This is a genomic window from Metabacillus fastidiosus NBRC 101226 (genome assembly GCF_001591625.1).
GTDB lineage: Bacteria > Bacillota > Bacilli > Bacillales > Bacillaceae > Metabacillus > Metabacillus fastidiosus.
The window spans coordinates 94,457-107,354 of sequence record NZ_BCVG01000005.1 but is presented as its reverse complement, the minus strand read 5'-3'; the positions used below and the strand labels follow the sequence as shown (position 1 = coordinate 107,354).

General features: G+C 38.5%; 10 protein-coding genes. 1 reads left to right on the top strand and 9 read right to left on the bottom strand.

Annotated elements, in window-relative coordinates; translation table 11 throughout:
- Positions 1–69 precede the first annotated feature (69 nt).
- The 5 genes from bcbE to BFA01S_RS02815 form a co-directional block, all read right to left on the bottom strand.
- Positions 70–1,305 (bottom strand): bacillibactin exporter BcbE, encoded by a 1,236-nt coding sequence (gene bcbE / locus BFA01S_RS02835; RefSeq protein ID WP_066225524.1) that lies wholly within the window; start codon positions 1,303–1,305, stop codon positions 70–72.
- 88 nt (positions 1,306–1,393) lie between these two features.
- A complete protein-coding gene (locus tag BFA01S_RS02830; protein ID WP_066225523.1) occupies positions 1,394–2,353 on the bottom strand; it encodes an ABC transporter permease in 960 nt (319 codons plus the stop codon).
- Positions 2,350–3,399 carry an ABC transporter permease gene (locus BFA01S_RS02825; RefSeq protein WP_066225521.1) on the bottom strand — a complete coding sequence of 350 codons (1,050 nt, stop codon included), beginning with the start codon at positions 3,397–3,399 and terminating at the stop codon, positions 2,350–2,352. The genes BFA01S_RS02830 and BFA01S_RS02825 overlap by 4 nt, the downstream gene beginning before the upstream one ends.
- Positions 3,396–4,925, bottom strand: coding sequence for an ABC transporter ATP-binding protein (locus BFA01S_RS02820; RefSeq protein ID WP_066225517.1), 1,530 nt, complete (start codon positions 4,923–4,925; stop codon positions 3,396–3,398). The genes BFA01S_RS02825 and BFA01S_RS02820 overlap by 4 nt, the downstream gene beginning before the upstream one ends.
- Before the next feature lie 155 nt (positions 4,926–5,080).
- Positions 5,081–6,151, bottom strand: coding sequence for a BMP family lipoprotein (locus BFA01S_RS02815; protein WP_156483510.1), 1,071 nt, complete (start codon positions 6,149–6,151; stop codon positions 5,081–5,083).
- A 1,044-nt stretch (positions 6,152–7,195) separates the two neighbouring features.
- Here BFA01S_RS02815 and BFA01S_RS02810 point away from each other — a divergent pair.
- Entirely contained in the window at positions 7,196–8,182 is a 987-nt protein-coding gene (locus BFA01S_RS02810; RefSeq protein WP_066225515.1) for a glycerophosphodiester phosphodiesterase family protein, read from the top strand.
- Positions 8,183–8,257: 75 nt separating this feature from the next.
- Here BFA01S_RS02810 and BFA01S_RS02805 read toward each other — a convergent pair whose 3' ends face one another.
- From BFA01S_RS02805 to BFA01S_RS02790, 4 genes are all read right to left on the bottom strand, one after another.
- Entirely contained in the window at positions 8,258–8,986 is a 729-nt protein-coding gene (locus BFA01S_RS02805; RefSeq protein WP_066225513.1) for a GntR family transcriptional regulator, read from the bottom strand.
- A gap of 374 nt (positions 8,987–9,360) precedes the next feature.
- Positions 9,361–11,718: a DNA translocase FtsK gene (locus BFA01S_RS02800; protein WP_066225510.1), complete on the bottom strand. Its 2,358-nt coding sequence runs from the start codon at positions 11,716–11,718 to the stop codon at positions 9,361–9,363.
- Positions 11,719–11,801: 83 nt separating this feature from the next.
- Complete coding sequence (locus tag BFA01S_RS02795) at positions 11,802–12,032, bottom strand: YlzJ-like family protein (protein WP_066225508.1); 231 nt, start codon at positions 12,030–12,032, stop codon at positions 11,802–11,804.
- The gene (locus BFA01S_RS02790) at positions 12,029–12,784 is read right to left on the bottom strand and encodes a ClpP family protease (RefSeq protein WP_066225507.1); all 756 of its coding nucleotides are present in this window, start codon (positions 12,782–12,784) and stop codon (positions 12,029–12,031) included. Before BFA01S_RS02790 ends, BFA01S_RS02795 begins: the two co-directional genes overlap by 4 nt.
- Positions 12,785–12,898 lie beyond the last annotated feature (114 nt).

The following is a 12,898-nucleotide window of genomic DNA, read 5'->3' as shown; positions in this document are numbered from 1 at the left end:
TTACTGCCTGTTAAGGCTGGGATAAAAAAAGACTGCCGCTTATTTCCCTTAAACGAAGCAGTCTTTTTTCTATACAAGGCGCGGAACCCTTTTTATCTGATTTTTTTTCTTCTCTTTTTCAGGTTTAATAAATAACATGACGATTAAAAGAGCAAGTAGGCTTGCCGCACCTGAAACGTAGTAAACCAAGTGCTCTGAAACAGACATAATATATGCGTATATCGGTGGTCCGCTCGCAACACCAACAAATCGCATAGAACTATATAGAGAGGTAATCGTTCCCCTTTCCTCTTTCTCAATTCCTGCTGTAATGAGCGCATCTAGGCACGGAAGGGCAATACCGATACCAATTCCACTAAACACAAGCAAGGAAAGAAGGAAAATAAATGAATGCTGGAACCTGAGCAAAACGAAAGACCCTGCTAATAAAGCCATCCCTATTACTGTAATAATCTTCATCGCGTTTTTATTTTGTCCAATTTTTTTCCCCGCTACATAGGAACATAACGATAGAGCAAGCAGCGGAATAGCAAGCAGTGCTCCTTTGTATACACCGTCAATATTATAGTCCTTTTCTAATATATCGGATAAATAAAACAAGATGCCGAATAAGACGAACATAATAAGACATCCGACAATAAAAATGGAGTTCAGCCATTTATTATTTTTTCGATAGGTTGATTTTACTCCAGCAAAAAATTCCTTAAATGCCGGCTTTTCCCCCACCTGCTTTTTCGGTGTTTTAACGAGAAAAAGGACTAGCAGCACACTGATTAAGCAAAAGATCGGGATAAATACAAATGGAAGATACCATAAAAAAGAAGCTAATAGTGCACCAACGATCGGACTCAGTACTTTCCCCGCTGTATTTGATGTTTCTGTCAATCCTAGTGCCGCACTTACATCCGTATCTTTTTTAAACATGTCACCGACTAATGGAAGAACGATCGGGAAAGAACCGGCAGAACCAATCCCTTGTAAAATTCTTCCGACAATAATCATATTAAAGGGATCATCAAGCTTCCATGACGCAAAAGCAGAAATAGCACCGCCAATTCCAGCAATAATAAGACATGGAACAAGGACATTTTTCCTCCCGAACCGGTCGGATAAATATCCGGCAACCGGAATGAGCAGAATCGCAACAATAGAATAAACAGTAATAATTAGAGATACGTGAAATGCACTTATATTTAATTGACTTGCGAGTTGCGGCAATACCGGAATGAGCATCGAATTCCCCAATGTCATTACGAGCGGAACGGAAGATAATGCTAATAAATCAAGTTTTTTCTCTTTATACAAGCACTTCATCCACCTATCTGTATTTTTTAATAAACGTTTAAATTTTGCCTTAAAAACAATGTTTCTATACTGTTAAAAAGAGGTTCTCCTATCTTTTCCCTTTTATATACGGAATACCGGAGGCTTTCGGTGCATCCGCGCGTCCGATAAATCCGGTTAAAGCAAGAATTGTCAAAACATACGGCAAGATTAATAAATAAACAGCCGGAATATTTTTCAGAAAAGGAAGCGTCCCGCCTATAATGCTCAATCCTTGAGCAAGTCCGAAAAAAAGCGCTGCCCCCATTGCACCCAATGGATGCCATTTACCAAAAATGACGGCAGCAAGTGCCATAAATCCCTGCCCGCTAATTGTCGCATGACTGAAATCCCTTGAAATAATCATTGCATAGACAGCGCCGCCCACGCCTGCAAATGCTCCGCTTAAAATAACACCAATATATCTCATCTTCACAACGTTGATTCCCATCGTATCGGCTGCCATCGGATGCTCACCAACGGAACGGATTCTCAGTCCAAACGGTGTTTTATACAAGATAAAAAAGACAATAAATGCAACAATAATCGCAATATAGGATGTAATATATCCCCCTTGGAAAAACATCTTCCCAATGATTGGAATATCACTTAAAATGGGAACATTGAATTTATTAAAGCTTATTTGGATTCTATCTGTCTGACCCTTGTCATATAGGAGTTTTACTAAAAAGATCGCTAATCCCGCAGCGAGAAAGTTAATTGCAACACCGCTTACTGTCTGATCTGCCTTAAATGTAATCGAAGCAACCGCATGAAGAACAGATAGCAGCGCACCCGCAACTAATCCAGCCAAAATAGAAAGCCATGGTGTCATATTTCCAAACACATCAGCGAATGTAAGATTAAATAATATTCCGGCAAATGCACCGATAATCATCAGGCCTTCCAAACCGATATTTACAACACCGGACCGTTCACTGAATACTCCGCCTAATGCAGTGAAAATGAGTGGCGCAGCGACAAATAGAGCAGTTGGGATAATAATATTCAACATTTGTAAAACACTCATTTTTTCTCCTCCTTCTTAAGTCGAAATAGCAAGATTCGAATAATATAGCTGGAGGCAACGAAGAAAATTATGAGAGCGATTACAATCTCCACAAGCTCCGTCGGAACACCGGCCTCAGATGGCATGTTTAAACCGCCTACTTGTAATCCTCCAAACAGAATAGCAGCAAAAATAATACCAATTGCAGTATTTCCTCCGATAAGAGCAACGGCAATTCCATCAAAGCCGATACCAGTGAAAGCATTTTTTATAGAGACAAATTGAAACGTCCCAAGACCTTCCATTGCACCAGCAACACCCGCAAAAACTCCGGAAATAACCATTGATAAAATAATATTCTGTTTCACATTCATCCCTGAATAATGTGCAGCATGCTGGTTAAAGCCAACAGCACGGAGTTCAAATCCTTTCGTCGTCCGTTCAAGTAAAAACCACATAACAATCGCTGCAATAATCGCAAGAAATATCCCATTATGCATTCTTGAATAATCGGTTACAGATGAAAAGAATTCAGAACGGAGCGATGCGCTAGGATAAATATTTTGTGTTTTATCAGCATTATCTGTAAGAACGAAACGGATAAGAGCATTTGTCACATGCAAAGCAATATAATTCATCATAATAGATACGATTACTTCATGAACTCTAAATCTTGCTTTTAAATACCCTGGTACAAAAGCCCATAATGCTCCAGCCAAACCTGCTGCTAAAATTGATAAGGGCAGATGTATGAATTTCGGCAATTCAAATGCCACACCGACCCAAACAGCGGCTAACCATCCTACAAGCACTTGGCCTTCCACACCGATATTAAATAAACCTGTCCGAAAAGCAAACGCAACAGCAAGACCTGTCAAAATATATGGTGTTAATTGTCTGACTGTCTCACCAAGATAATATGTTTCACCGAAAATTCCGGATAATAAGGCACTGTAGCCTGCAATCGGGTCATAACCGCTAATCAACATAATGACAGCTCCGCTCAGCAAACCTAAAAGAACAGCGACAACAGGTACGAATATATTCATATAGCGAGTCTGATTCATAATCCTGCACCAGCTTCCCGGCGTTTGCTTCCAGCCATTAATAATCCTAATTCCTGTTCCGATGTTTCCTGAGGTAAAACGATATCGTTGATTTTCCCTTCATAAATGACAGCAATCCGGTCGCTTACATTCATAATTTCGTCAAGCTCGAATGAAAGAAGAAGAACTGCCTTCCCCTTGTCCCTTTGTTCGATAAGACGACGATGAATAAATTCAATTGCCCCAACATCGAGTCCTCTCGTCGGCTGTGCCGCTATTAATAAATCAGGATCACGGTCAACTTCTCTGCCGATAATCGCCTTCTGCTGATTTCCACCTGAAAGAGCACGTGCCAATGTCGTAATGCTCGGAGTACGGACATCAAACTCTTCAATTAATTTTTTCGCTTTTTCATAAATTGTTTTAAAATTTAAAACAGTTTTATTAGAATAAGGATGTTTATAATATGTTTGCAGCACCATATTTTCCCCAATTGGGAAATCTAAGACGAGCCCGTGTTTATGACGGTCCTGTGGTATATGTCCAATTCCTGTTTCTGTTACTTTTCTCGGACTTAAGTTTATTATTTCTTTATCATTTAATTTTATAGAGCCTGATTCCGCCTTTCTAAGCCCTGTGACAGCTTCTATTAGCTCTGTTTGTCCGTTTCCATCAACACCTGCGATTCCGACGATCTCGCCTGCACGAATCGATAAATTCAGATGATCAACAGCAGTGATATTTCTGCTGTCTTTTACAACGAGGTTTTCAATTTTAAGCACTTCATGTTTTGGGTTTGCAGCTGCTTTTTCTGTTTTAAATGTTACTTCCCTGCCGACCATGAGCGAGGCGAGTTCATTTTCATTCGTTTCCTGAACATCGACCGTTCCAATTCCTTTTCCTTTACGAATAACAGTAACACGATCGCAAACTTCCATAATCTCTTTTAATTTATGGGTAATTAAAATAATTGATTTTCCTTCATTGATCAGTGTTTTGAAAATTTGAATTAGCTCTTTTATTTCCTGTGGTGTCAGAACTGCTGTAGGTTCATCAAAAATTAAAATATCAGCACCACGGTACAATGTTTTTAATATTTCCACACGTTGCTGCATACCGACAGATATTTCTGAAATCTTTGCTGAAGGATCCACAGCTAAATGATATTTTTCAGAAATTTCTTTCACTCTTTTTTCTGCATCACGAATATTAATTGTTCCGCCTTTTGTCGGTTCTGTTCCTAATATAATATTTTCTGTTACTGTAAATGTATCAACGAGCATGAAATGCTGATGAACCATTCCAATCCCTAATTCATTTGCAATATTCGGATTCGAAATGTTTACCTGTTTCCCACTTACTTTAATTTCACCTTTCTCCGGTTTATATAAGCCGAACAGCACATTCATTAATGTCGATTTTCCTGCGCCATTTTCACCTAAAAGAGCGTGGATCTCCCCTTTTTTTAATTGCAGCGTAATATTATCATTTGCAACAATACCGGGGAATTCTTTACGGATGTTCAACATTTCAATCACATATTCCATCTCATTCACTCCTTCCTATGATTTAGAATGAAACTAAATCACTAAAGGTAAAGCTCCTCGCTCTATTTTGAAGAGGTTTACCTTTAGTGAGTGGCAGAGCGCTGCTAACGATCAGCAGAGGGCTTGTAAAAGCCCCCGCTGACTGAAAATCCCCTTTATTTTGCTGATACTTTAATTTCACCTTTATTAATTTTATCCGTATATTCCTGGACTTTTCCTTTTACTTCCTCTGATAAATGTCCATCAGACGTCGCAATACTTATTGCATCTTCTTCGATTCCATATTCAATTACTTCACCGCCAGGGAAATCACCTTTCTTCGCTCTTTCAGAAAGATCCTGGACAGCAACATCTACCCGCTTTACCATAGAAGTGAGTGTCACGTTAAATTCTTTACCGTCTTTTGTTTTTCCATTTCCTTCTTCATGCTGGTCACGGTCAACACCGATTACCCAAATATCTCGGTTAGGATCTTCCACTTTCAAATCAATCGCTTCCGAAAATACACCATTACCTGTTGCACCAGCAGCATGGTAAATAATGTCTGCGCCAGAGCCGTACATACTTGAAGCAATTTGTTTTCCTTTATCAGCAGCATCAAAAGCTCCAGCGTATTGAACATCTACTTTCGCTTTCGGATTTACAGCCTTTACACCTTGTTCAAAACCGACTTGGAATTTTTTAATAAGATCGCCTTCCACACCGCCGACAAAGCCGACTTTATTCGTTTTTGTCGTCAGACCCGCTACAACACCGACTAAAAAAGAGCCTTCATGTTCTTTAAATGTAATGCTCGCCACATTCGGCTGTTCCACGACACTGTCAACGATTGCAAAATGAGTATCTTTTTGCTGCTGTGCCACTTCATCAACAGCTGACTGAAGCAAATAACCGATTCCATAAATTAAATCAAAATCTTTGCGGGCTAATGTATTTAAATTTGTTGCATAGTCCGCGTCACTTTTTGACTGTAAGTAATCATATCCATTGCTTCCCTTTTCCAAACCGTTAGCTTTACCAAATGCCTGCAGCCCTTCCCAAGCAGACTGGTTAAACGATTTATCATCTACACCACCTACATCCGTTACCATTGCAACAGTGAATTGATCGTCTTTCTTCCCTTCATTTCCTTCCTCATTCTTTCCTCCTCCGCCGCCACAAGCCGTTAAAATAGTAGAGAGCAGTAAAATAAACATGACGAAAAAAATATTTTTCTTCTTCAACATAATGACCCCCTTTTTAATAAAAACCTTGTTTTAGTAAATTTACCTATTGCTAGTTATTATGTTTTTTATGCCCGTCTTTTATTCGACACTCACACAGCTAAAGCAGCAAGACAAAAATGCCTGAGCTGTACGTTTTCCTACATCCTTTTGAATTTTTTGTTCAAAAGAATGTACCTTAAATATTCTGTAAGGCAGCCATTAGGCCAGCCCCCTCTGTCCAGCGGTTAGAAATCGTTTTGCTTCCTGAAGAATATTATTGGTAGCGTTTCCATTCTGATGATAAATAGCATTGTACGAACATTTCCATTGACGAACATAAAAAACTGCTGTTTTTTCTTCGATTGCTGGACCTGTTTTCGTATAACTACATCTAGAGGTATAAAACTAAATCTCATTCTTTTTGCTTTTATATTTCGCTTTCCCTTTTTCCCTTTGATAATATCTTTTAAACTCTTTTCCTAGGTCTTGAAGAGCAGTAAGTCTACTTCTTTCAGCCAATAGAGTTCTTTTTCCAAATAGTTCACTCTTTTTGTACCTGAATCACATGAAACTATTCTGATTTCCATTCTTTTTTATTGAGCTGCCCATTTTGATCTATTTCCTGTACGATCTACCGATAGACATTCTTGACATTATACTCTCCTAATGTCTGATTAAAAAAACATAGCGGCAGCCCTCGATAGTTTTGTTGATTATCATTACCTAGTCATTTGTGAGGTACAAACGGAATTTACAAGCTTTATGCACCTTCATCTGTTCTCTCCCCCCTTTCTCTCCTTTCCACATAATAACAATATTCTACTATGCACTAACAATATCCTGCTATGTAAGAACATGGATCTCTTTTTAATGATAGAGAAAGATTGAATAGCTAGTCCTGTTCAATTCCGCTTTTCTCCCGTCCTAAAATAGCTTGCTTTCCAGCTTGGAAAGTCTGAAAAATAGTATTATATTTGCTATAATTCAGTATGCAGTCCAAAGATTACTGTTTCTATACAGAGATTGAGATAATCCATCAATTAAATAAACTTCATCGGAGGAAATATGAAGAAATTTAAGAGAAATATAAAAAAGATATTTATATTCTTATTTATTTTAATAGCTTTCATGTATGTGAATAACAGCTCCCTGTTTACTAAGGATAACGATGAAACTCCATTATTACTCGCACATAGAGGGATGGCTCAACCATTTCCTATGGAAAGTGTCGGTAATGATACTTGTACTGCTAAAATAATTTATAAATCAGAACATCCATACTTGGAGAATACAATTCCGTCAATGGAAGCAGCCTTCAAAGCAGGAGCGGATATTGTGGAATTTGATATCCAGCCAACAACAGATGGACAGTTTGCTGTTTTCCACGATTGGACTTTAGAATGCAGAACGGATGGTAAAGGTGTCACCAGGGGACATACAATGGAACAATTAAAACAATTAGATATAGGATACGGCTACACTTCTGATAATGGACAAACATATCCTTTTCGTGGCAAAGGTGTCGGGCTCATGCCTTCATTAAACGAAGTATTATCTCATTTTCCAAAAGAAAGCTTTCTTATTCATATAAAAGGAAATGAGAAAAAGGAAGGAGAGCAGCTTGCCGAATATCTTTCCTCCTTTCCAAAAGAACGCCTAAACCAATTAACTGTTTATGGTGGAAACGAAGCGATCAAAGTGTTAAAAGAACAGCTCCCTAAAATCCGCGTTATGTCGATGGATACGATGAAAAGCTGTATGCTTCCTTATATTGCTCTGGGATGGACAGGGTATGTTCCTTCTTCTTGTGAAAATACACAAATCCATCTTCCGGAAAAATTCAGTTCTTTCATATGGGGCTGGCCAAATAAGTTCATAAACCGGATGAACAATGCTGATGCACGAGTAGTTATTGTAGCAGGAGATGGCGGCTGGTCAGAAGGTTTTGATTCAAAAGAGGACTTAAAACGACTTCCCGAAAATTATAATGGCATCATATGGACGAATCGAATCGACATTATAGCTCCTTCAATAAATGAGCAAAATAGATAGCCTTACCTTTAAAAACAAAAAGCCTGTCTTATAGATTGTCTAATAATCTATAGAACAGACTTTTTGTTTTTTATTTTATAATCTTTTTCTGACGACGTGAAAATTGAATTGATCGGCTCTAAAATAATTCAATGAATAAAGAACTGGCACATCATTTTCATCATATTGCATCTGTTTTAGTAATAATAATGCTGTTTCCGGATCACATTGAAGAATAGGAGAAACTTTTTCGTGATAACCGATTGGCTCAATATGGGTGATCGCATAGCTTATGTATCTTCCCGCTTCTTCCTGTATTAAGTTAAAAAGAGACTCCTGTTCATGATCAAATGTTTCAGGTAATAAAAATCGAGGAATCTTATCAATACAGTAAACGATAGGCTCACAGTTCGCTGTACGAACCCGCTCAAGCAAAAAGATCTCTTCATCTTCTTCATCAAGATTAAAACGCTTCAAATCTTCATCAGAAGCATCTGTGATCGAGGATGATAAAAAGATCGTTCCAGGCTTCAAATTAGCTTGCTCAATCATCGCAGTCACACTGTTTAACTGTTCAATCCCTGAATTAAATACCGGCTTTGAATTGACGAATGTACCAACACCATGTCTTCTAATGATAACGTTTTCCTCTTCAAGGATGCGAAGTGCTTCCCGAAGTGTTGCCCGGCTAATTCCTAAATCTTTTGCTAATTCAAATTCAGATGGTAACTTTTCTCTTTCCCGGTACACACCTTTTTCAATATCCTTTTTTATTCGTTCAATTACTTGCAAGTATAGAAGCCGATTATCTGACTTTATCGTCATCTGCAAACCTCCATTATTCCGAATTATAATTAGAAATCAGACATCTGATGTTATACATGTTATTTTAATAAAATACTATATCACTTTTTATTATATAAATAAAGTGAAAATTCTATCAGTAGAGAAGGTTTTTCATCCCCCACTAAGACCCGTCCGAGGCATGTCATACATACGTTACTCACATGAAGTGGCTAATTTAGCATGTATTCTATTGTTCAGACCTTTACACTTCCTTGAATTATCAGGAGTCCTACTGCCCTTTAAAGCTCGGATAAATAGATAATTTATTTTTTGTAGAAAACAGACATTCATTCAATGAAGCCCGGCTCTGTATTTTTTGTAATGAAAAAAGGGACGACTACGCCCCTTTTTCACTATGAAATAACATCCTCATGCTGTTCTTTCGATAGAAGCACCTCACGGGGTTTACTGCCTTCATAAGGGCCGACGACACCTCTATCTTCCATTGCATCAATTAATCTGGCTGCTCTCGTATAACCGATACGAAAACGTCTTTGAAGCATGGAAACAGATGCTGTTTGCATATCAACAACAAGTTTTACCGCCTCGTCATATAAATCATCATTTACCTCTTCCATAACTTCAGGTGTATCACTTGGCATCATTTCTTCCTGGTATTGTGCTTTTTGCTGAGCAATGACGAAATCAACTACTTTTTCCACTTCATCATCAGATAAAAATGCTCCCTGCACCCTTACAGGTTTAGATGCACCGACTGGAAGGAAGAGCATATCTCCCCGTCCGAGTAATTTCTCCGCTCCTCCCATATCTAAAATCGTTCTGGAATCCGTCTGGGAGGAAACACTAAAGGCAATCCTTGATGGTATATTCGCTTTGATGACTCCTGTAATAACATCGACTGATGGCCTTTGTGTGGCAATAATCAGATGAATACCGGCCGCTCGGGCCATTTGTGATAATCTTGTAATCGAATCTTCCACATCTGAAGAGGCGACCATCATTAAGTCAGCAAGCTCATCGACGATAACGACGATATAAGGAAGCTCAGGCTGCTTCGCCTCTTCCGTTTGATTCATTTTCCTGATGATATCATTATACCCTTCAATGTTTCTCGTTCCTGAATGGGAAAAGAGCTCATAACGGCGCTCCATTTCATTCACGACTTTTTTAAGTGCCTGTGAAGCTTTTTTCGCATCTGTTACAACCGGTGCGAGTAAATGTGGTATTCCGTTATACATATTAAGCTCTACCATTTTCGGATCAATCATCATCAGTTTTACTTCATGAGGTTTTGCTCTCATTAGAATACTCGTAATAATCCCATTAATACACACACTTTTACCGCTCCCTGTTGATCCTGCAACTAATAGATGCGGCATTTTATTTAATTCAGCAAGAACAGCATCTCCGCCGATATCGCGTCCCAAGCCGATAAGCAGTTTTGCCTCAGGTCTCGCATTTGCTTTTGATTCCAGTACTTCACGCAATGATACCATTGCAATTTCAGCATTCGGGACTTCGATACCAACTGCTGATTTCCCAGGGATCGGCGCCTCAATCCGAATATCCTTCGCTGCAAGTGCAAGTGCTAAATCATCACTTAAGTTAACAATTTTACTTACCTTTACACCAACATCGGGATATACTTCATATTTTGTAACAGCTGGTCCTAAATGAACTTGAGTAACTTTCGCTTTTACACCGAAACTTTGGAAGGTCTGCTCAAGCTTCTTTCCATTTTCTTTCAAGTTCTTCTTATCTTGCAGCTGTCCATTATGCTTCGGTTTTGCTAAAAGGTTAATCGACGGCAATTTATAATCTTTATTTTCTACTTCCACAAATGTTATTGGAGCAAGCGGTGGTTCTTCTTTTTCTGGTTGCTTCTGCTTTTCTGCTATTTCTTCTTCAGGCTGAGCTTGTTTGCCATCATCCATCGTATTAATAATTATCTCTTGTTCAGGAGGTTCTTCTTCATCTGCAAAACTGGAAATATTAATCGGTTCAGGTTCAACTGCAGCAGCCTCTAGATCATCTTCTTCCTCTTGTCTCTGTTCATCACGTTCACGCTTGGCCTGCTTGCGTCTTTCTTTTTTTTCTTCGCCTGATTTCACAATAGACGTACCGACATTTTTCATGTCCTGAAAAAAACCAATTGTCTGATTTCTAATGAAGAGACCGATTGGTCCTAATATTTTCGCTACAGTACCTTGTAAAGACCTTCCCGTAATGAGAAGAATGCCGATAATGATAGTAACGAATGCAATAATTCGAGAACCGGCTTCAGCGAATAAATAATAAGAAACTGCAAAAAGAATCGCTCCAATCATTCCTCCACCCAAATCAGGTGTCTGTGCTTTTCCTTCTACATCCATCCAAAATATTTCCAGTGTATTAGAAATAACACTTGGCGATGCGAACGTTCCATTGTTCGAAAGCATTTTGAACAGCGTTACATGACTGAGCAGCAATAAAGCGGCAGTAACACAATATACGCCGAGCATCTTTCTCGTAATAAATGGGGGCAGTTTCCTTTTCCAAATTAAAAAGAGAGAGGAAATGAGCAGCCCGATTAAAAGGAGCATATACCATTCACCGGTAAAAAAGCGGGCAAAATGTACAAGTGTATTGCCGACGAAACCAAGTTTTGCAATTGCAATAAAAGAAATTGCCAATAAACTTATTCCTATCAGCTCAAACTTTAATATTTGCTTCCAGTCTTCCTTCTTTTTCTGTTGTTTTGTTTTTGGCATCTATATCACCTATGTATAAATGTAGAAAGCAGCCGAAATTGGCTGCTAATCATCTTTGCTTCATTATATCATACTACATCCTTTTATTGTGAGCCACATACGAGATGTGCAGATATTTTTTGCCCTGGGCAATATTGCCCATTTAAAAAATGATTTGGGTTACTGCTTAATATTCGTAATATTTCATAGTCGGATGTATCAGTCTGTCTTACTAAAAGCTCCATATCATTTACTTGAACAATTGATTGCTTCCCAAACTCTGATTCTAAAGTTGGAAAAACCATTTCTTCCGGCATCATCGTATAAAGAATCATTGCAATACCCCATCTTTCTTACCATTTTGTTCAATAAGCTCATTCAACTTTTTAATCGCCTGACCAACGCCCCCGACTTCATCGATCAATCCGTATTCAACAGCATCCTTCCCAACGACATTTGTTCCGATATCTCTCGTTAGATTCCCTTTTGAGAACATAAGCTCTTTAAATTTTTCCTCGCTTATTCCGGAATGGCTTGTAACGAAATTAATAACTCTGTCCTGCATTTTATCCAAGTATTCAAATGTTTGCGGCACCCCAATTACAAGGCCCGTCAAGCGTACTGGATGAATCGTCATCGTTGCTGTACCCGCGATAAAAGAATAATTGGAAGCAACAGCAATCGGTACACCGATGGAATGTCCTCCCCCTAATACAATTGATACAGACGGCTTAGATAATGATGCCAGCATCTCAGCAATTGCAAGTCCCGCCTCTACATCTCCTCCAACAGTGTTTAAAATAATAAGCAGTCCTTCAATATTTGGATTTTGTTCAATGGCAACAATTTGCGGAATGACATGCTCATATTTTGTTGTTTTATTTTGTGGGGGCAGCTGCAAATGTCCTTCAATTTGTCCGATAATCGTTAAACAATGAATTTTTGAATCTTGTGCCATTTGTGGTACATTCGTTTGTCCTAATTGCTGAATCTTCTCAATAAGCGAACCTTCCTTCGCTTCTTGTTTATCTGGTGCAGCTTCATTTTCGTTTATTTCATCATTTGTATAATGTCTATGATCTGTCATTTAAAATCCTTCCTTTCAAACGAGTCTTATTGTAGTATTTACTACGCTTTATATTTCATTCGAAAGGAAGACCTTTTACTCATTACCTTAAAAATTTGGAATTAAAAAAAGAGA

What these genes read in the sequence shown, in the direction of transcription:
- BFA01S_RS02820 (WP_066225517.1), bottom strand. Translation starts at nt 4,925, where the DNA reads ATGGAATATGTGATTGAAATGTTGAACATCCGTAAAGAATTCCCCGGT.
- BFA01S_RS02790 (WP_066225507.1), bottom strand. Translation starts at nt 12,784, where the DNA reads ATGACAGATCATAGACATTATACAAATGATGAAATAAACGAAAATGAA.
- BFA01S_RS02805 (WP_066225513.1), bottom strand. Translation starts at nt 8,986, where the DNA reads ATGACGATAAAGTCAGATAATCGGCTTCTATACTTGCAAGTAATTGAA.
- BFA01S_RS02830 (WP_066225523.1), bottom strand. Translation starts at nt 2,353, where the DNA reads ATGAGTGTTTTACAAATGTTGAATATTATTATCCCAACTGCTCTATTT.
- BFA01S_RS02815 (WP_156483510.1), bottom strand. Translation starts at nt 6,151, where the DNA reads ATGTTGAAGAAGAAAAATATTTTTTTCGTCATGTTTATTTTACTGCTC.
- BFA01S_RS02825 (WP_066225521.1), bottom strand. Translation starts at nt 3,399, where the DNA reads ATGAATCAGACTCGCTATATGAATATATTCGTACCTGTTGTCGCTGTT.
- BFA01S_RS02800 (WP_066225510.1), bottom strand. Translation starts at nt 11,718, where the DNA reads ATGCCAAAAACAAAACAACAGAAAAAGAAGGAAGACTGGAAGCAAATA.
- BFA01S_RS02795 (WP_066225508.1), bottom strand. Translation starts at nt 12,032, where the DNA reads ATGATTCTTTATACGATGATGCCGGAAGAAATGGTTTTTCCAACTTTA.
- BFA01S_RS02810 (WP_066225515.1), top strand. Translation starts at nt 7,196, where the DNA reads ATGAAGAAATTTAAGAGAAATATAAAAAAGATATTTATATTCTTATTT.